18 protein-coding genes and 1 tRNA gene are annotated in these 17,204 nt (G+C 73.0%); 12 read left to right on the top strand and 7 right to left on the bottom strand.

The window, feature by feature from the left end:
* The first annotated feature begins 24 nt into the window (after positions 1-24).
* Positions 25-2,049, top strand: a complete 2,025-nt coding sequence (locus LMU33_RS10155; protein WP_228619328.1) for a beta-galactosidase — start codon at positions 25-27, stop codon at positions 2,047-2,049.
* Here LMU33_RS10155 and LMU33_RS10150 read toward each other — a convergent pair.
* Both LMU33_RS10150 and LMU33_RS10145 read right to left on the bottom strand, forming a co-directional pair.
* The gene (locus LMU33_RS10150; protein WP_228619327.1) at positions 2,041-2,982 is read right to left on the bottom strand and encodes an aminoglycoside phosphotransferase family protein; all 942 of its coding nucleotides are present in this window, start codon (positions 2,980-2,982) and stop codon (positions 2,041-2,043) included. The genes LMU33_RS10155 and LMU33_RS10150 overlap by 9 nt on opposite strands.
* Before the next feature lie 122 nt (positions 2,983-3,104).
* Positions 3,105-3,178, bottom strand: a tRNA-Pro gene (locus LMU33_RS10145).
* Positions 3,179-3,283: 105 nt separating this feature from the next.
* On the opposite strand from LMU33_RS10145, the gene LMU33_RS10140 reads away from it, so the two are divergent.
* The 3 genes from LMU33_RS10140 (at position 3,284) to LMU33_RS10130 (ending at position 5,194) form a co-directional block, all read left to right on the top strand.
* The gene (locus LMU33_RS10140) at positions 3,284-3,796 is read left to right on the top strand and encodes a DUF309 domain-containing protein (protein WP_228619325.1); all 513 of its coding nucleotides are present in this window, start codon (positions 3,284-3,286) and stop codon (positions 3,794-3,796) included.
* 44 nt (positions 3,797-3,840) lie between these two features.
* Positions 3,841-4,614, top strand: a complete 774-nt coding sequence (cobF, locus tag LMU33_RS10135) for a precorrin-6A synthase (deacetylating) (protein ID WP_228619324.1) — start codon at positions 3,841-3,843, stop codon at positions 4,612-4,614.
* 85 nt (positions 4,615-4,699) lie between these two features.
* Entirely contained in the window at positions 4,700-5,194 is a 495-nt protein-coding gene (locus LMU33_RS10130) for a hypothetical protein (protein ID WP_228619322.1), read from the top strand.
* Here the strand turns inward: LMU33_RS10130 and LMU33_RS10125 are convergent.
* Complete coding sequence (locus tag LMU33_RS10125) at positions 5,181-5,927, bottom strand: cobalt-precorrin-6A reductase (RefSeq protein WP_228619321.1); 747 nt, start codon at positions 5,925-5,927, stop codon at positions 5,181-5,183. The genes LMU33_RS10130 and LMU33_RS10125 overlap by 14 nt on opposite strands.
* Positions 5,928-6,016: 89 nt before the next feature.
* Here LMU33_RS10125 and LMU33_RS10120 point away from each other — a divergent pair, with 89 nt between their 5' ends.
* Positions 6,017-6,796, top strand: coding sequence for a TIGR01458 family HAD-type hydrolase (locus LMU33_RS10120; protein WP_228619755.1), 780 nt, complete (start codon positions 6,017-6,019; stop codon positions 6,794-6,796).
* On the opposite strand, the gene LMU33_RS10115 is transcribed toward LMU33_RS10120, so the two are convergent.
* The 3 genes from LMU33_RS10115 to LMU33_RS10105 all read right to left on the bottom strand — a co-directional run bounded on the left by LMU33_RS10115 (position 6,785) and on the right by LMU33_RS10105 (position 10,440).
* Complete coding sequence (locus tag LMU33_RS10115; RefSeq protein ID WP_228619320.1) at positions 6,785-7,558, bottom strand: sulfite exporter TauE/SafE family protein; 774 nt, start codon at positions 7,556-7,558, stop codon at positions 6,785-6,787. The genes LMU33_RS10120 and LMU33_RS10115 overlap by 12 nt on opposite strands.
* A gap of 118 nt (positions 7,559-7,676) precedes the next feature.
* Positions 7,677-9,191: a long-chain-fatty-acid--CoA ligase gene (locus LMU33_RS10110; protein WP_228619318.1), complete on the bottom strand. Its 1,515-nt coding sequence runs from the start codon at positions 9,189-9,191 to the stop codon at positions 7,677-7,679.
* Positions 9,192-9,252: 61 nt separating this feature from the next.
* Complete coding sequence (locus tag LMU33_RS10105; RefSeq protein ID WP_228619317.1) at positions 9,253-10,440, bottom strand: thiolase family protein; 1,188 nt, start codon at positions 10,438-10,440, stop codon at positions 9,253-9,255.
* 155 nt (positions 10,441-10,595) lie between these two features.
* Here LMU33_RS10105 and LMU33_RS10100 point away from each other — a divergent pair, with 155 nt between their 5' ends.
* The 5 genes from LMU33_RS10100 to LMU33_RS10080 all read left to right on the top strand — a co-directional run bounded on the left by LMU33_RS10100 (position 10,596) and on the right by LMU33_RS10080 (position 13,856).
* Complete coding sequence (locus tag LMU33_RS10100) at positions 10,596-11,405, top strand: alpha/beta hydrolase (protein WP_228619315.1); 810 nt, start codon at positions 10,596-10,598, stop codon at positions 11,403-11,405.
* Positions 11,406-11,491: 86 nt separating this feature from the next.
* Complete coding sequence (locus LMU33_RS10095) at positions 11,492-11,983, top strand: Dps family protein (RefSeq protein ID WP_228619314.1); 492 nt, start codon at positions 11,492-11,494, stop codon at positions 11,981-11,983.
* A gap of 29 nt (positions 11,984-12,012) precedes the next feature.
* Entirely contained in the window at positions 12,013-12,357 is a 345-nt protein-coding gene (locus tag LMU33_RS10090) for a DUF3140 domain-containing protein (protein ID WP_228619312.1), read from the top strand.
* A 2-nt stretch (positions 12,358-12,359) separates the two neighbouring features.
* The gene (locus tag LMU33_RS10085) at positions 12,360-13,007 is read left to right on the top strand and encodes an endonuclease (RefSeq protein WP_228619310.1); all 648 of its coding nucleotides are present in this window, start codon (positions 12,360-12,362) and stop codon (positions 13,005-13,007) included.
* Between the two features lie 48 nt (positions 13,008-13,055).
* A complete protein-coding gene (locus LMU33_RS10080) occupies positions 13,056-13,856 on the top strand; it encodes an SAM-dependent methyltransferase (protein WP_228619308.1) in 801 nt (266 codons plus the stop codon).
* Positions 13,857-13,883: 27 nt separating this feature from the next.
* On the opposite strand, the gene LMU33_RS10075 is transcribed toward LMU33_RS10080, so the two are convergent.
* Positions 13,884-14,744 (bottom strand): Cof-type HAD-IIB family hydrolase, encoded by an 861-nt coding sequence (locus LMU33_RS10075; protein ID WP_228619307.1) that lies wholly within the window; start codon positions 14,742-14,744, stop codon positions 13,884-13,886.
* A 163-nt stretch (positions 14,745-14,907) separates the two neighbouring features.
* On the opposite strand from LMU33_RS10075, the gene LMU33_RS10070 reads away from it, so the two are divergent.
* Together LMU33_RS10070 and LMU33_RS10065 are read left to right on the top strand one after the other, a co-directional pair.
* Positions 14,908-15,720: an SAM-dependent methyltransferase gene (locus tag LMU33_RS10070; RefSeq protein WP_228619754.1), complete on the top strand. Its 813-nt coding sequence runs from the start codon at positions 14,908-14,910 to the stop codon at positions 15,718-15,720.
* A gap of 79 nt (positions 15,721-15,799) precedes the next feature.
* On the top strand, positions 15,800-17,203 hold the full coding sequence (locus LMU33_RS10065) for a type I glutamate--ammonia ligase (RefSeq protein ID WP_228619305.1): 1,404 nt from the start codon (positions 15,800-15,802) through the stop codon (positions 17,201-17,203).
* Position 17,204: the final 1 nt, after the last annotated feature.

The raw sequence follows: 17,204 nt of genomic DNA, 5'->3' as shown, positions 1-17,204 counted from the left end.
GTGAAAGGGAACGAAGAAAACACAGTGAAGCGCACCCTGTCCGTCCCCGGCCTCGCCTACGGCGGCGACTACAACCCCGAGCAGTGGCCCGAGGAGGTGTGGGCCGAGGACATGCGCCTGATGCGCGAGGCCGGGGTGAACCTGGTCAGCGTCGGCATCTTCTCCTGGGCGCTGCTGGAGCCGGCCGAGGGCGAGTACGACTTCTCGCACCTGGACAAGGTCCTCGGCCTGCTGCACGAGAACGGCATCGCCGCCGACCTGGCCACGCCCACGGCGGCGCCTCCGGCGTGGTTCTTCCGCGGCCACCCGGAGGCGCTGCCGGTCGACCGCGACGGCCGCGCCCTCTCCTACGGCAGCCGGCAGACCTTCTGCCCGTCCTCCCCCGCCTACCGCGAGGCCGCGCTGCGCATCGCGGGCGCGCTCGCCGAGCGGTACGCGGACCACCCCTCGTTGCGCATGTGGCACGTGCACAACGAGTACGGCTGCCACAACGCGGCCTGCTACTGCGACACCAGCGCGGCCGCGTTCCGCCGCTGGCTCAGGGCCCGCTACGGCGACGACCTGGCGGCGCTCAACGAGGCCTGGGGCACGCGGTTCTGGAGCCAGTGGTACGGCGACTGGGCGGAGATCCTGCCGCCGCGCGCCACCGGCGCCGTACCCAACCCGACGCACCAGCTGGACTGGCGCCGGTTCTGCTCCGACGAGCTGCTGTCGCTCTGCACGGCGGAACGGGACGTGCTGCGGGCGGCGGCGCCGTCTATCCCGGCCACCACCAACTTCATGGTGATGGCCAACTTCGACGCGCTCGACTACTGGCGCTGGGCGCCGCAGCTGGACATCGTCTCCAACGACCACTACCTGATGTCCACGGACCGCGAGTCCGAGATCGACATCGCGCTGAGCGGCGACCTCACCCGCTCCCTGGCGGGCGGTCCGTGGCTGCTGATGGAGCACTCCACCGGCGCGGTGAACTGGCAGCCCGTCAACCGCGCGAAGAAGCCCGGAGAGTTGCGCCGCAACGCCCTCGCACACGTGGCGCGCGGCGCGGACGGCATCGCGTACTTCCAGTGGCGGCAGTCGAAGGCGGGTGCGGAGCAGTGGCACTCGGCGATGGTGCCGCACGCCGGCACCGACAGCCGGATCTGGCGGGACGTGGTGCGGCTGGGCTCGGACCTGCGGGCGTTGGCGGAGGTACGCGGCAGCGCCTCGCCCGCCGAGGTGGCGATCGTCTGGGACTGGGACGCCCGCTGGGCCCTGGAACTGCCCTCGCAGCCGAGCGGGGAGCTGCGCCATGCGGACCTCGTCCGGGCCTGGTACGAGCCGCTGTGGCGGTCGGGCGTGCCCGTGGACTTCGTACGGCCGCGGGCGGACCTGTCCGCCTACCGCCTGGTCCTGGCCCCCAGCCTGTACCTGGTCGACGACGAGGGCGCGGCGAACCTGTCGGCGTTCGCCGAGCGCGGCGGCACCCTCGCCGTGGGCTTCCACAGCGGGGCCGTGGACGAGAACTGCCATGTGCGCCTGGGCGGTTACCCGGGCGCCTTCCGCGAGGTGCTCGGCGTCCGCTCGGACGAACCGTTCCCGCTGCTGCCCGGTGAGCAGGTCGCGCTCTCCGGTGCGGTGCCGGACGGGGCCGCGGGCACGCTGTGGTCGGAGCGGCTGCGGCTGGAGGGCGCCGAGGCGGTCGCGTCGTACGCCGACGGCCCCCTGACCGGCGTCCCCGCGGTGACCCGCCGCGCCCACGGCACGGGCACCGGCTGGTACCTGGCCACGCTCCCGGACCCGGCCACCCTGGCCGCGCTGCTGGACCGCGTCCGGGGCGAGGCGGGCGTGGAGCCGGTGCGTACGGCCCCGCCGGGCGTCGAGGTGGTCCGCCGCCGCGGCCCGGAGGCGGACTACCTGTTCGTCATCGACCATGCCGGGCAGGGCGCGGAGGTGCCGGTCGCACCGGGCGCGACGGAACTCCTCACCGGCAAGGAGCTGCACGACTCGGTGACGGTCGCTCCGGGCGAGGTCGCCGTCGTACGGGAACCGCGGCGGCCTTCACCCTGACTCCGCTTCCGTGAGCAGGTCCGCCAGGTGGTCGGCGAGGGCGATGAGCCGATCCCGCCGCGCCCCCTGGCGGGCCCTGCGGAATCCATGCCGACGGCCGTGGAACGCGGCCTGAACGGCGTGCAGTTGGGCCCAGCGCCGGACCCGCTCACGATCGAGTCCGGCGGCCTCGGCGAAGACGTCGAGAGCGCGCCGCACGGCCTTCGGCAGATCGCCGGACGTGGCCCGGTTCGCCGCGTAGGCCTTCAGGAGCGTGCCCCCGTCGTACGCCGGATCGCCCGCGTATCCCTTGGGGTCGACGGCGAGCCACGGCTCGCGGTCGGCGCGCAGGATGTTGCGGGCGTGCAGGTCACCGTGGACGAGGGTGTCCGGCTGGCTCCGGCCCAGCTCGCGTACGGTCGCCACGGCGGCGTCCACCACGCGGCGCGGCAGCCGGTGCGGCAGCGACACCTCGTCCGTGCGCAGCTGCTCCTCCCAGGCCCCGGACCGCTCCCGCAGCCGGGGCAGAGCGGGCGGGGCGGGCACCGCGAGGCGGCGGTTGATCCGCCCGGCGACCGCGAGGAGTTCGTCGCCGTCCGCCGCCTGTGCCAAGGTCGTGGCGTGGGCGCGCTCCAGCAGCAGCGCGAACCGTTCGTCGTCCCGCGCGTGCAGCCGGACGGCTCCCCGGCCGCGCCAGACCGCGAAGGCGTCCGGCTCGTGCACGTTGCCGGGGTGCGGGAACGACACCTTCAGCACGGCGGCGTCCGCGCTCGTCACCCGGCGCACCGGGACGATCAGGCCGACGCCCCCGTGCAGGACGTCGCCGTCGGGCAGGCATTCCCAGCGCCGCAGCAGGTCGTCCACGATCCCGGGCAACGCGGCGAGCCAGGCCCTGCCGGACTCTCCCTCGCGTTCGACGGTGCTGCGCACGAACGCCTGCGGCGGTTCGATCATCGGCGGCTGCTCCCTGGCCGGCGCGGTGATCGCCCTGACCACCGGGCGATCCGGTGCCCGAACACGACCAGGGGTGGTGCCGGACTGCTCCGACACCACCCCTGACCCACGACTCTCGCAAGTCGGGACGACAGGATTTGAACCTGCGACCCCTTGACCCCCAGTCAAGTGCGCTACCAAGCTGCGCCACGTCCCGTTGCGCTCACTCGCGGTGTCCCGCGTGATCGCGCGAACAGCACTTTACCCCACCTTCGGGGGTGGGCCGAAGAGGGCCGGGGGTGAGCCGGGGACAATCGGTTGCATGACGAACGCGGGCGCATCGGATGCCAGGGACCGGGACCCGGAGGGGCGGGCGCGCAGTGCGCGGCCCCGGGACGGACTCGGCCGGCCGTTGCCCTACGGCACGGAGGGCGTCCCCCGGCAGCCGGAGGGGGTCGTGCGGCGGCCGCAGGAGACGGTCGCCGAGGCGCAGGCGCTGCTGGACGCCGGGAAGCCGTTCCACGCGCACGAGGTGTTCGAGGACGCCTGGAAGTCGGGGCCCGAGGAGGAGCGCTCGCTGTGGCGGGGGCTCGCCCAGCTGGCGGTGGGCCTCACCCACGCGGCGCGCGGGAACGCCGTCGGCGGGGCCCGGCTGCTGCGGCGGGGCGCGGGTGCGCTCGCGGAATGGGAGACCGAGCAGGGCGAGGACCGGCCGTACGGGATCGATCTCGCCGGGCTCACCCGGTGGGCGCGGGAGCTGGCGGGGCGGGTGGAGAGCGGGGCCCGGGAGCGGCCGGTGGACGCCGGGGAGGAGGCGCCCCGGCTCCTTTCCTGACAGGCCCGTCTCCCACTGTCAGTGGCATGCGGCAGACTCGGGGCGTGCGAAAGATTCATGTCATCGGTATCGGCGCGGGCGACCCCGACCAGCTGACCCTGCAGGCGGTCAAGGCGCTGCGGAGCACGGACGTGTTCTTCCTGCTCGACAAGGGCGAGGTGAAGAGCGATCTCACCCAGCTCCGCCGGGACATGCTGGACGCGCATCTGCCCGAGGGGTCGTACCGGTTGGTGGAGGCCCGTGACCCGGAGCGGGACCGGAAGGCGGGCGGGTCGGCGTACTCGCCGGCGGTGGAGGACTGGCGCAGCGCCCGCGCCGGGATCTACGAGCGGCTGATAGCCGAGGAGCTGGGCGAGGACGGCACCGGCGCCTTCCTGGTGTGGGGCGATCCGGCGTTGTACGACAGCACGCTCGGGATTCTGCAGGAGGTGCTGGAGCGCGGCGCGGTCGCGTTCGAGTACGACGTGATACCCGGCATCAGCAGCGTCTCCGCCCTGGTCGCCCGGCACCGCACGGGCCTGAACCGGGTGGCCCGGCCGGTGCAGATCACCACCGGGCGGCGGCTGGCCGAGGGGTTCCCCGAGGGCGTGGACGACGTCGTCGTGATGCTGGACGCGCACCAGGCCTTCCGGAAGTACGCCGAGGAGGACATCGACATCTACTGGGGCGCGTACCTCGGCACTCCGGACGAGCTCCTGGCTTCCGGACCGATCGCCGAGACCGGTCCGCGCATCGAGCGGATGCGGGCCGAGGCACGTGAGCGCAAGGGCTGGATCATGGACACGTATCTGCTGCGCAGAAACCCCGGCGACCAGTAGCTGCGCCGGACCCCGGCCGGGGAAACGGTGGCAGGGGTTCGAAAACCGGGTGAGCCGGACGCCGGGCGCCGGTCATACTCGGGCCATGTCCGGCTCTCCCGTCCGTTTCCGCGATCCGCGCAGTACGGAGTACGACTTCCTGGACTCGATCCTGGTCCGCTGCCCGCGCTGCGACCGCATCGCCCGCGTCCAGCGGCAGCCGCACCCCGGAGGGCGACTGCTCTTCGCGCCCCGGCGACTGGTCTGCCGGTCGTGCGGTCTGTCCCGGACCTGGACGGGCCGGGGCGTCGGCTTGTGGGCGGGGTCGAGGGGACCCGCCGAGGATCCCTACTTCGGTGCCCGCCTGTGGCTCCAGCGGGAGACCCGACACGGCTGGCTGTGGGCCTACGACCTGCGACACCTCGATCTGATCCGGCGTCATACCGGCGCCGCGCTGCGCGAGCGCGCCGACTGGTACGACACCGGGCAGAAGATGACCCTGGTGGCCAGGCTGCCGGCCTGGGTCAAGTCCGCCAAGAACCGGGACGAGGTGCTGCGCGCCGTCGACCGGATCCGGGCGTCGGTCCTCACGCCGGGCTGAACCCGAGCCACTCCAGTACGCCCGCCACATCGGGGACCGCCGCCACGCCCTGCGGGAGCGGGGGGCGCCGCACGACGACCACGGGCAGGCCGAGTTCCCGCGCCGCCGTCAGTTTCGCGGCCGTGGCCTGCCCGCCGCTGTCCTTGGTCACCAGCACCTCGATGCGGTGGGCGCTCAGCAGCTCCGTCTCGTCGGCGACGGTGAACGGGCCGCGGGCGAGGACCAGTTCGGTGTCCGGCGGCATGGGCGGCTCGGGCGGGTCGACCGACCGTACGACGAAGCGCAGGTCCGTCAGGTGGGCGAATGCGGCGAGGCCCAGGCGTCCGGTGCTCAGGAAGACGCGGCGGCCGAGGCCGGGCAGCACTTCGGCGGCCCCTGCCAGGGACGGGACGTCGTACCAGCGGTCGCCTCGGCCCGGCCGCCAACCGGGGCGGCGCAGGACTACCGAGGGAACTTCCGTGGCCGCCGCCGCGTGCGCCGCGTTGGCCGTGATCGCCTCGGCGAAGGGGTGGGTGGCGTCGACCAGGGCGTCCACATGCTGCGCGCGCAGCCAGTCGGCCAGGCCCTGCGCACCGCCGAAGCCGCCGATCCGTACCTCGCCCGCCACCGCTCCCGGCCGCGCGACTCGGCCGGCGAGCGACGTGGTCACCCGGACGCCGGTGCGGGCGGCGAGGTCGGCGGCGAGGCGACGGGCCTCGGTGGTGCCGCCGAGGATCAGGACGTGCGCGGGCATAGGGGTGAGGGTACGAGGTGGTACCGGACGGTCCGCCGGGCGGGTCGCTACGGTCTTCGGTCATGGAGGTCATGGAGGTCATGGAGGTCATGGATTCCGTGCGTGCCGTGCTGATCGATATCGACGGTGTTCTCACCGTCTCCTGGAAACCGCTGCCGGGCGCGGTGGAGGCCCTGCGCGCGATCCGCGCTGCGGGGCTCGGCGTGGTGCTGGTGACCAACACGACGTCCCGTACCCGGGCGTCGATCGCCGAGACGCTGAGCGGCGCCGGTTTCGACGTGCGTGCCGAGGACGTCCTCACCGCGCCCGCCGTCACCGCCGCCCACCTCGCCGAACACTTCCCCGGCGCCCGCTGCGCGCTGGTCAACAGCGGGGACGTCGCGGAGGACCTGGGCGATGTCACCCTGGTGGACGACGATCCCGAGGTGGTCGTGTTCGGCGGTGCCGGGCCGGAGCTGGACTACGCCACGCTCAACCGGGCGTTCGGGTTTCTCCAGCGGGGTGCGCGGCTGGTCGCCATGCACCGGAACCTGTACTGGCGGACCGACGCCGGGCTGCAGCTGGACTCCGGTGCCTTTCTGCTCGGGCTGGAGAAGGCCGCGCACACAGAGGCGGAGGTCACGGGCAAGCCGTCCCGGGCGTTCTTCGAGGCGGCGCTGGCCCGGCTGGGGGTGGACGCCGAACACGCGCTGATGGTGGGGGACGACGTGGAGTCGGACGTGCTCGCGGCGCAACGGGCCGGGCTCACCGGGGTGCTGGTGCGGACGGGGAAGTTCCAGCAGGAGACGCTGGAAGGCGCGAGCGGTACACCGGACCACGTGCTGGACTCTTTCGCGGACCTCCCGGCGCTGCTGGGGCTAGCGCAGTAGCAGTTGCACTCCGCCCACGATCGTCGCCGCGATCACGAGTTGTTCGAAGAGTCGCTGGTTGATCCTGTTCACAGCCCACTTGCCGAACAACGCACCGGGCACGACGAACACCGCGAGCGCCGCGTCAAGGAGCAGCGAGCGCCCGTCGATCAGGCCGAGGCCCGCGCTGAACGGCACCTTGGAGACGTTCACGATGAGGAAGAAGAAGGCGGAGGTACCGAGGAAGCCCAGCTTCCGGAAGCCGGCGGACAGCAGGTACATCGACATCACCGGGCCGCCCGCGTTGGCGACCATCGTGGTGAACCCGCCGAGCACGCCGTAGGAGCGGGCTTTGGCGCGGCCCGCGCGTGAGGTGACCTGCTCCGGTGCCTGCCCGGCGTCCGCCGTGCGCCGCCGCCACACCGTCACCCCCGCCATCAGCAGCAGGATCGCGCCGATCGAGGTCCGTACGATCCCGTCGTCGGCCCACATCAGGAACAGCGTGCCGACCACCACGCCGGCCGCGACGGCCGGGAACAGCCGCCACAGGGTGGGCCAGTGGGCGTGCCGCCGGTAGGTGAGGACGGCGAGCACGTCACCGGCGATCAGGACGGGCAGCAGGACCCCGGTGGAGGCGCGGGCGGGCAGGACCGCGGCGAAGATCGCGAGGCTGACCGTGTTGGCCCCGCTCACCGCGGTCTTGGAGAAGCCGACGAGCAGGGCCGCGAAGGCGAGCGCCGCGAACCCCCAGCCGGACATGTGCCAGAGCGTCATCGTGTTCATGCGGGGACCGATGCTATGTCCGGACAAGCCTCCGGCGTAAGGACCGTCTCGCCAGTTGACCCCCGCCGTGCCCCCGCCGTACTCCCACCGCGCCCCTCACCACGGCCTCTTCCGCCCGCTATGACTGTTCCGCGTACTGCGCCCGGAGTTCCCGCTTCAGCACCTTCATGCTGGGCCCGAGCGGCATCGCGTCCGTGAACTCCACGCGCCGCGGGTACTTGTGCCGGCCGAGGTACTCCTTCGACCACTCGGTGATCCCGGCGGCGTCGGGCGCGGTGCCCGGTGCCGGTACGACGACGGCGCAGACCTCCTCGCCGTGCAGTTCGTCGGGCAGGCCGATGACCGCGACCTGGGCGATGCCGGGGTGCCGCATCAGCACCTCCTCGACCTCCCTCGGGTACACGTTGTAGCCGCCGCGGATGATGACGTCCTTCTTGCGGTCGACGATCCGCAGGAAGCCCTGGTCGTCCTTGGTGCCCAGGTCGCCGGTGCGGAACCAGCCGTCGACCAGGGCCTCGGCGGTGGCCTCGGGCCGGCCGAGGTAGCCGGAGAAGACGTTGTGGCCGCGGATGACGACCTCGCCGAGCTCCCCGGGCGGCAGCAGCTCGACGCGGCCCTCCACCTCGGCGCGGGCGATCTCCACGTCGATGCCCCACAGCGGGTGGCCGATGGTGCCGGCCCGGGTGCCGAACACGGGCTGGTTGACGGTGGCCGTCGGCGAGGTCTCCGACAGACCGTACCCCTCGTAGATCTTCGCGCCGAACGCCTCCTCGAACCGCTCCAGTACGGCCACCGGGAGCGAGGCCCCACCGGAGACGCACACGCGCAGGGCGGGCAGCGCGCCGGCGTCCGAGGCGGCCGCGGCGAGGGCCACGAACATGGTCGGCACGCCATGGAAGGTGTTGACCCCCTCCTTGACCATCAGTTCGATGGCGCGGGCCGCGTCGAAGCGGGGCAGCAGCACGAGCGTGGCCCCCGCCCGCCAGGTGGAGTTGAGCGACACCGTCTGCCCGAAGGCGTGGAACAGCGGCAGCGCGCCGAGGGCGATGTCGTCGGCGCGGATGTCGTTGGCGTCGAAGGCGTTGACGGTCGCGTTCATCACGAGGTTGAAGTGGCTGAGCACGGCGCCCTTCGGCACGCCGGTCGTCCCGCTCGTGTAGAAGATCACCGCCGGGTCGTCGGCGGCGCGGGTGACGTACGACGGCAGCGGCTCGGCGGCGGCGGCGAGTTTGTCGGACTCCTCACCCAGGACGACCACTTGGACGCCGGTGGCCTCGGCGGCGGCCCGGCCGGTCGCCGCCTGGGCCGGGTGCACGAGCAGCAGCGTCGCCCCGCTGTCCCTGAGCACGTGCTCGACCTCGCCGGCCGACAGCAGCAGGTGGACGGGGACGACCACTCCGCCCGCCGCGGCGATCGCGTAGTAGGCGACCGGGAACTCGGCGGTGTTGGGGGCCATCAGCGCCACCCGGTCACCCGGTCGTACGCCGAGCGCGGTGAGCGCGCCCGCCCGGGCCAGGGCCCTGCGCCACACCTCGGCGAAGGACAGCCGCAGGTCCCCCTCGACCAGCGCGGTCTTGTCGGGGCGACGCCGGGCGTTCTCGGCGGGGATGGCGGCGACGGACAGGGTTGCCATGGAGTTCTGCTCCGTTTCCCAGCTACGGCTCGACTGACCAGATCCCCCCGTTGGAAGCGCGCTAGTGCCGCTCGACCAGCACCGCGCTCCCCTGCCCCACGCCCACGCACATGGTCGCGAGTCCCCGTTCGGCGCCCGTGCGCCGCATCCGGTGCAGGAGCGTCGTCAGGATGCGGGCGCCCGAGCAGCCGAGGGGGTGGCCGAGGGCGATGGCGCCGCCGGTGGGGTTGACCAGGCCGGGGTCGATGCCCAGCTGGTCGACGCAGGCGAGGGCCTGCGCGGCGAACGCCTCGTTGAACTCGGCCTCCTGGAGGTCGGCGATGTCCCAGCCGGCCCGGGCGAGCGCCTTGCGGGTGGCGGGGACCGGGCCGATGCCCATGACGTCGGGGTGGACCCCGGCGGAGGCGCCGGCGACGTACCGGCCGAGGGATTCCAGGCCCAGTTCGTTCAGGGCCTCCTCGCTGACCAGGAGCAGCCCGGCGGCGCCGTCGTTCATCGGCGAGGCGTTGCCCGCGGTGACCGTGCCGCCCTGCCGGAAGACCGGCTTCAGCCTCGACAGCTTCTCCAGCGAGGTGTCCTCGCGGACGCACTCGTCCTGTTCGACCACGATGCCGTCCGGCCGCTCCACGGGCAGGAGTTCGTCGTCGAAGTGCCCGTTCTTGCGTGCGGCGGCGGCGAGCTGGTGGCTGCGCAGGGCGAACTCGTCCTGCCGGTCGCGGGAGATGCCGTACCGCTCGGCGACCTCCTCGGCGGTCTCCCCCATGGACAGCAGGCCGTGCAGTTCCTTCATCGCCGGGTTGACCAGGCGCCAGCCGAGCCGGGTGTCGTGGGTCTCGATGCGGTGCGGCAGGGCCTCGTCCGGGCGTGGCAGCACGAAGGGGGCGCGGCTCATGGACTCCGAGCCGCCCGCGATCACGATGTCGGCCTCTCCGGCGGCGACGGTCCGGGCGGCGGCGGTGACCGCTTCGAGGCCGGAGGCGCACAGCCGGTTGACGGTGGCGCCGGGCACGGACTCGGGCAGCCCGGCGAGCAGGGCGGCCATGCGGGCGACGTTGCGGTTGTCCTCGCCGGCCTGGTTGGCCGCGCCCCAGTAGACGTCGTCGATCCGGGCCGGGTCGAGGGCGGGTACGTCGGCCACCAGGCGGCGGATCACGGTCGCCGCCAGGTCGTCGGGGCGGATGGAGGACAGGGCTCCACGCAGCTTGCCGATGGGGGTGCGGCGGGCGGCCGCGAAGTGGACGGGACGCACGGCTTCGACTCCTGACCTACGACCGATCGACGGCACTGTCGATCGGCGGACCACACGGGGACACTTAATTAGCACTGCTAGTTTTAGACTATAGACCGCCGACCGGCTCCCTGGGAAGATCCCCCCGTAGCTTCACCGCGTCACCCGGAGGAGACATGCCCCACGTCCGTGAGCACACGGTGGACGGCACCCACGGCCCGCTCGCCGTACGTGAGTGGCCGCACCCGGCACCGCGATACCTGGCCCTGGTGGTGCACGGATACGGCGAGCACGCGGGCCGGTACGACGAGCTGGCCGCCGTGCTGACCGGGCACGGGGCGGCCGTGTACGGGCCCGATCACGCCGGCCACGGCAGGTCGGCCGGGGAGCGGGTGCTGATCGAGGACTTCGAGGACGTGGTCACCGATGTGCACGCGGTGGCGGACCTCGCCCGGGCCGCGCACCCCGGCCTGCCGACGGTCCTGGTAGGCCACTCCATGGGCGGGCTGATCTGCGCCCGCTACGCCCAGCGGTACGGCGCCGAGCTGAGCGCGCTGGTCCTGTCCGGGCCGGTGATCGGCGGCTGGGAGCTGCCCGGGCGGCTGCTGGCCCTGCCGGAGATCCCGGACACCCCGGTGAGCCCGGCCGCGCTCTCCCGGGACCCTGCCGTCGGCGCCGCCTACGCGGCCGATCCGCTGGTGTGGCACGGGCCGATGAAGCGGCCGACGGTGGAGGCCTTCGCACGCACTCTGGAGACCGTCGACCGGGGCGGTGACATCGGCGCGCTGCCGATGCTGTGGCTGCACGGGGACGACGACCGCCTGGTGCCGCTGCCCGGCAGCCGGACCGGCGTGGAGCGGCTGGCCGGCTCACAGCTGACCGAGCGGATCTTCGCCGGAGCGCGGCACGAGGTGTTCCACGAGACGGACAGGAAGGAGGCCTTCGCCGAGGTGATCCGCTTCCTGGACCGGTCACTGCCCCGCTGATCAGGCCTGTTTGCTCACCCGGGCGCTGGGCACCCGCCCTTTCGGACACGACCCGTACGCAAGCGACGAAAGGGGACGGAGACACCATGACGGTGATGAGGAGCACGCTGCCCGAGGAGGCGCTCGGCGTCACCGGGACCGCCCTGCAGGACACCCTGGTGGACCTGCTCGGTCTGTCGCTGATCGGGAAGCAGGCGCACTGGAACATCGTGGGCCCGCGGTTCCGGTCGATCCACCTCCAGCTCGACGAGGTGGTGGCGACGGCCCGTGCCCACTCCGACACGGTCGCCGAGCGCGCCGCCGCCCTGGGCGTGCCCCCGGACGGCCGGCCCGAGACCGTCGCCGCGACCTTCGCGCTGCCCGGCACCAAGGACGGCTGGCTGCGCGACACCGAGGTCGTGGAGCTGATGGTGTCGGCGCTCGAAGCGGTCGTCGGCCGGCTGCGCGAACGGATCGCGGCGACGGCGGAGCCCGACCCCGTCACGCAGGACCTGCTGATCTCCGTCACCGCCGACCTGGAGAAGCAGCGCTGGATGTTCCAGGCCGAGAACCACCCGCGCGAGACCGCCCCCAGCTAGCACGACACCCCGCTCGGAAGGGAAGAGCCATGGCCGACTCCCTCGAACTCGAAGCGCTGTGGGAGGACTTCCACCGCCTGGTGAACATGACCTCGGCGGAGCTCGCGGCCTGGCTGCGGGTCCGGGACGCCGACGAGGAGACCGAGCCGCTGCCCGAAGAGGCGGGCACGGACACCGGACAGCATGTCCTCGCCATCCTCCAGAAGCGCCGGACCGATCTCACCGACGACGACGTCCGCGTGATGCACCAGGTCGTCGACACGGTCGGGGACCTGGTCGACATGGAGGACGAGCCGGAGCCGGAGACGGCGCCGGAGGACACCCGCCGCCGGCACCGGCTGATGACACTGGGCCACGACCCGCTCAAGCCGTAGCCATGAACCGCGACGAGAAGGTCCTGCGCGAGCTGCTGTCCGCCCACGGGCAGACCTACGCCGACGAGGCGGGCATCAAGCTGAAGGACACCCCTCAGCCGCTGTACCGGCTGCTCGTGCTGTCCCTGCTGCTCAGCGCCCGGATCCGCGCCTCGGTCGCGGTGGCGGCCGCGCAGGCCCTGCACGAGGACCACCTCGACAGCCCGCGCCGCATGGCCGACGCGGACTGGAAGCAGCGGGTGGACGCGCTCGGCCGCGGCGGCTACCGGCGCTACGACGAGCGTACCGCAACCCAACTCGGCGACGGCGCCCAGCTGTTGCTGGACCGCTGGTCCGGCGACCTGCGCCGGCTGCACGAGGCGGCGCACGGCGGCACCGGGGAGCTCAGGGAACTGCTCCAGGAGGAGCCGGGCATCGGCCCGGCCGGCGCCGACATCTTCCTGCGCGAGGCCCAGCGGGTCTGGCACGAGATCGAGCCCTACCTGGACGACAAGGCGCTCTCCGGGGCGCAGCGGCTCGGCCTGCCGAAGGACCCGGACAAGCTGACGGAGCTCGCCGGGAACACCGAACCGGCCGTACTGGCGGTCGCGTTGGTGCGGGCCGCGCTCGACAAGGAGGTGGCCGAGGACTGTCTGCGCCGCGCCGGATGATCGTGTCAGACTGCTGCTCGCATCCCGGCGGGAGTGAAGGAGCAGCACGTGACGGGGACCGAGCCGGCCGCGCAGCACATCGACACCACACGGCCGCATCCGGCCAGGGTGTACGACTGGTTCCTCGGCGGCAAGGACAACTACCCCGTCGACGAGCGGCTCGGCCGGCAGATCGCGGCCGTGGACGGGGGCGGCGCACCGCGGGCCGCCCGCGCCAACCGGGCGTTCATGCACCGGACCACGCGCGCGCTCGCCGAGACCGGCATCCGCCAGTTCCTGGACATCGGCACCGGCATACCGACCGAGCCGAACCTGCACCAGATCGCCCAGTCGGTGGCGCCGGACGCGCGGGTGGTCTACGTCGACAACGACCCGATCGTGCTGGCCCACGCGGGTGCGCTGCTGCGCGGCACCCCCGAGGGTGTGACGGAGTACGCGCAGGCCGACGCCCGCGATCCGCGCGCCGTTCTCGAACAGGCCGCCCACGTCCTGGACTTCGGCCGTCCGGTGGCCCTGTCGCTGATCGCGCTGCTGCACTTCGTCGCCGACGAGGACGGCGCGCACGAGATGGTGTCGACGCTGGTCGAGGAGCTGGCGCCGGGCAGTTGTCTGGTGCTGTCGATGATGACGGCCGACTTCGAGCCGGAGAACGTCCAGAAGGGCATCGCCGCGTACGCCGCGGGCGGAGTGACCCTGGTCGCCCGGTCCCGGGACGAGGTGGCCGCGTTCTTCAAGGGCCTCGACCTGCTGGAACCGGGCGTCGTGCCGGTCGACGCCTGGCGCTGCGAACGGGCCGCGGACGGCGCGGGGCCGGTCTCGCTGTACGGCGGAGTCGGGATCCTCCGCTGACCGGCACCGCCCGGGTCGCGCACACCGCTACAGGGTGATCCCCAGCACGTGGGCGATGGTGCGCAGCACTCCGTTGTCGTTGTTGGACGGGGCGAGGTGGCGGGCCCTGCCGACGACCTCCGGGTGGGCGCCCGCCATCGCGAAGGACCACTCGGCGGCGTCGAGCATCTCCAGGTCGTTGAGGTAGTCGCCGAAGACCATGGTCCGCGCGGGCGTGATGCCGAGCGCCCGCTGGAGACCGCGCAGCGCGGTGCCCTTGTTGGCGGTGCGGTTCATCACGTCCACCCAGTGCTCGCCGGAGACGACGACCTGGTGGGTGGCGGTGAACTCCGCGAGGGCCGGGGCGGTGGAGTGCTCGGCGGACCCGAAGTCGAACAGCGCGACCTTGATCACGTCGTCGTCGACCGCGGTGACGTCCTCGACGATCCGGTGCACGGCGTAGTACTTGCGTACCTCCGCCAGGAACGCCTCGTCGGTCCGCTCGACGTACGCCGCCCGCTTGCCGCACACCACGGCGCCGGCGTCCACGCCGTCCGCGACCAGCCGCCGTACCGTACGGGCCACCCCGGCGGCGACGGCCCTGTCCATCGTGTCGGAGCTGAGCTCCACGCCGTCGCGGACCACGTACGTGCCGTTCTCCGCGATGAACACCATGCCCTCGGCGACCTGGGCGAACTGCTCGGCCAGCGTGGCGTACTGGCGGCCGCTCGCGGGGCTGAACAGCACGCCCCGCCGGCGCAGCTCGGCGAGCATCGGCCACAGCCCGTCGGGGATCCGCTTGGCGTCGTCCAGCAGCGTGCCGTCCATGTCGGTGACGATCAGCCGGATGTCGGCGGGGCCCGCGGGCAGGCCGGGGGTGTCGAGGAGGGGCGTGGGCGTGGCGGGCATGTCCTGCTTCCGGTCGGGGACGGCGTACCGGTCCAGTGTTCCTCATGGGCCGGGACGTCCCGGAGCCGCCCCGAACCGCTCACGGTGCGCGTTTCCCGGGACAGCGCGATCACCGGGCGGCACAATGACGACGGAGGACCGAGAACCGGAGAAGGGCGGCGACGTGACCGAGGGCCACTCCCCGACGGCCGGGCCGGAGAGGCTGAACACCTCCGTGGCGCACAACGCCCGGGTGTGGAACTACTGGATCGGCGGCAAGGACAACTACGAGGTCGACCAGCGGGTCGGTGAGCACGTCGCAGGGATGTTCCCGGTGATCCGGGCGGTGGCCCGCGCGGACCGGGAGTTCCTGGCCCGGGCGGTACGGTTCGTGACCGCCGAGCGCGGGATGCGGCAGTTCCTGGACGTGGGCACCGGCCTGCCGACCGTCGACAACACCCACGAGATCGCGCAGCGGATCGCCCCCGAGTCACGGGTCGTGTACGTCGACAACGACCCCATCGTGCTCGTGCACGCCCGCTCGCTGCTCACCAGCTCCCCCGAGGGCGTCACCGACTACATCGACGCCGATGTGCGCGACCCGGACGGCATCCTGCTGCGCGCCGCCGAGACCCTGGACCTGACCCGGCCGGTCGCGCTGATGATGCTGGGCATCCTGAACTTCGTCCTGGACACCGGCGAGGCCCGGGACATCGTGCGGCGGCTCATGGCGGCGCTGCCCTCGGGCAGCCACCTGGTGCTCACCCACCCGACCTACGACAGTGACGTGGGCGGCGAGGGCAACCGGGCCGCGATGGAGTTCTGGAACGCCAACGCCACCCCGCCGATCACCGCCCGCAGCCGCGCCGAGATCACCGGCTTCCTCGACGGACTGGAGGTGCTCGAGCCGGGTCTGGTGCCCTGCTCGCAGTGGCGCGCAGGGGCGGAATCCGCTGCCCCTGTGCCGCAGTTCGGTGCCGTGGCCGTGAAACCCTGACGCCGGCACGGGCGGACCGACGCCGAGAAGGACGCCGACGGGACCGACGCCGAGGAGGGCGTATGGCCGAGGAGGACGTATGACCACCCTTGCCGACCCCGTGCCCGGCGGGCGTCCGGAGGATCTGCGCCGGGTCGCGGGACTCACCGCCGAGCTGGCCGGGCGGGGCGTGCGCGGGATCGTGCTGGCCTATGTGGACACCGCGGGTGTCTGCCGGGTGAAGACGATCCCGACGGCGCGGCTGGAGGCGGCCGTGTCCTGGGGTGTCGGCATGTCGCCGGTGTTCGACACCTTCCTGGCCGGCGACTCGATCGTCGCCACCGACGTCCTCGGCTCCCCCGACGGTGACCTCAGGCTCTACCCGGACCTGGACCGGCTGGTGGAACTGGCCGGGCAGCCCGGCTGGGCGTGGGCGCCGGTGGACCGGATCACCCAGGAGGGAGAGCGCCACCCCGGCTGTGCCCGAACCTTTCTGCGCCGGATCGTCACCGACGCCGCCGAGCGGCACGGCCTCGCCTTCAAGGCGGCGATCGAGGTCGAGTGGGCGGTGGGGCTCGGTTCGGCACCTCCCGGGGAGTTCGTGCCGGCGGTGTCGGGACCGGCGTACGGGGCGATCCGGCAGGTCGAGCTGGGCGACTACAGCGCCGATCTGCTGGCCGCGTTCGACGCCCAGGGCGTGCCCGTCGACCAGCTCCATCCCGAGTACGCGGCCGGGCAGTTCGAGGTGTCGGTGGGAGCGCTGGACCCGGTGGCGGCGGCCGACCGCAGCGTGCTGGTCCGGCAGACGATCCGGGCGGTCGCACAGCGGCACGGACTCAGGGTGTCGTTCGCGCCCGCGGTGTCCGCCGAGGGCGTCGGCAACGGCGGCCATGTCCACCTGTCCTGCTGGCGCGAGGGTGTGAACCTGCACGCGGGCGGGGAGCGCCGCTACGGCATGACACCCGAGGCGGAGTCCTTCGCGGCCGGGATCCTGGCCCGCCTGCCCGCGCTGACGGCGGTCACCGCGCCGAGCCCCGCCAGCTATCTGCGGCTCAAACCGTCCCAGTGGGCGGGGGTCTTCACCGCCTGGGGCCGGGAGACCCGCGAGACCGCGCTGCGCGTGATCACCGGCTCGGCGGGCCGCCGGGAGCAGGAGGCCAACCTGGAGGTGAAACCGGTCGACCTGGCCGCCAACCCCTATCTCGCCCTCGGCTGTGTCATCGCCGCGGGCCTGGACGGGATCGACTCGTCCCTGGGCCTCCCCGAGGAGATCACGGGCGACCCGGCCCGGTACGGCCCGGACGAGGCGGCGGCTCTCGGCGTACGGCGGCTGCCCGAGTCGCTGCCCCAGGCCGCCCGGGAGTTCCGGGCCGACGAGGTGCTGCGGGCGGCGCTGGGCCCGGTGCTCGCGGACGCGGTGACCGCCGTACGGCTCGGTGAGGCGGCGGCCGTCGACGGCCTGGACGACGCGCGGGTGGCGGCGGCCTACCGCTGGGTGTACTGAC

It is taken from the genome of Streptomyces barringtoniae, assembly GCF_020819595.1.
Classification (GTDB): Bacteria; Actinomycetota; Actinomycetes; order Streptomycetales; family Streptomycetaceae; genus Streptomyces; species Streptomyces barringtoniae.
This window is presented reverse-complemented; position numbering and strand designations above follow the sequence as displayed.

Bases quoted from the DNA above. Each gene is read 5' to 3' on its own strand.
- LMU33_RS10150 (WP_228619327.1), bottom strand. From the start codon at position 2,982: ATGATCGAACCGCCGCAGGCGTTCGTGCGCAGCACCGTCGAACGCGAG.
- LMU33_RS10140 (WP_228619325.1), top strand. From the start codon at position 3,284: ATGACGAACGCGGGCGCATCGGATGCCAGGGACCGGGACCCGGAGGGG.
- LMU33_RS10130 (WP_228619322.1), top strand. From the start codon at position 4,700: ATGTCCGGCTCTCCCGTCCGTTTCCGCGATCCGCGCAGTACGGAGTAC.
- LMU33_RS10125 (WP_228619321.1), bottom strand. From the start codon at position 5,927: ATGCCCGCGCACGTCCTGATCCTCGGCGGCACCACCGAGGCCCGTCGC.
- LMU33_RS10120 (WP_228619755.1), top strand. From the start codon at position 6,017: ATGGATTCCGTGCGTGCCGTGCTGATCGATATCGACGGTGTTCTCACC.
- LMU33_RS10115 (WP_228619320.1), bottom strand. From the start codon at position 7,558: ATGAACACGATGACGCTCTGGCACATGTCCGGCTGGGGGTTCGCGGCG.
- LMU33_RS10110 (WP_228619318.1), bottom strand. From the start codon at position 9,191: ATGGCAACCCTGTCCGTCGCCGCCATCCCCGCCGAGAACGCCCGGCGT.
- LMU33_RS10100 (WP_228619315.1), top strand. From the start codon at position 10,596: ATGCCCCACGTCCGTGAGCACACGGTGGACGGCACCCACGGCCCGCTC.
- LMU33_RS10095 (WP_228619314.1), top strand. From the start codon at position 11,492: ATGACGGTGATGAGGAGCACGCTGCCCGAGGAGGCGCTCGGCGTCACC.
- LMU33_RS10090 (WP_228619312.1), top strand. From the start codon at position 12,013: ATGGCCGACTCCCTCGAACTCGAAGCGCTGTGGGAGGACTTCCACCGC.
- LMU33_RS10085 (WP_228619310.1), top strand. From the start codon at position 12,360: ATGAACCGCGACGAGAAGGTCCTGCGCGAGCTGCTGTCCGCCCACGGG.
- LMU33_RS10075 (WP_228619307.1), bottom strand. From the start codon at position 14,744: ATGCCCGCCACGCCCACGCCCCTCCTCGACACCCCCGGCCTGCCCGCG.
- LMU33_RS10065 (WP_228619305.1), top strand. From the start codon at position 15,800: ATGACCACCCTTGCCGACCCCGTGCCCGGCGGGCGTCCGGAGGATCTG.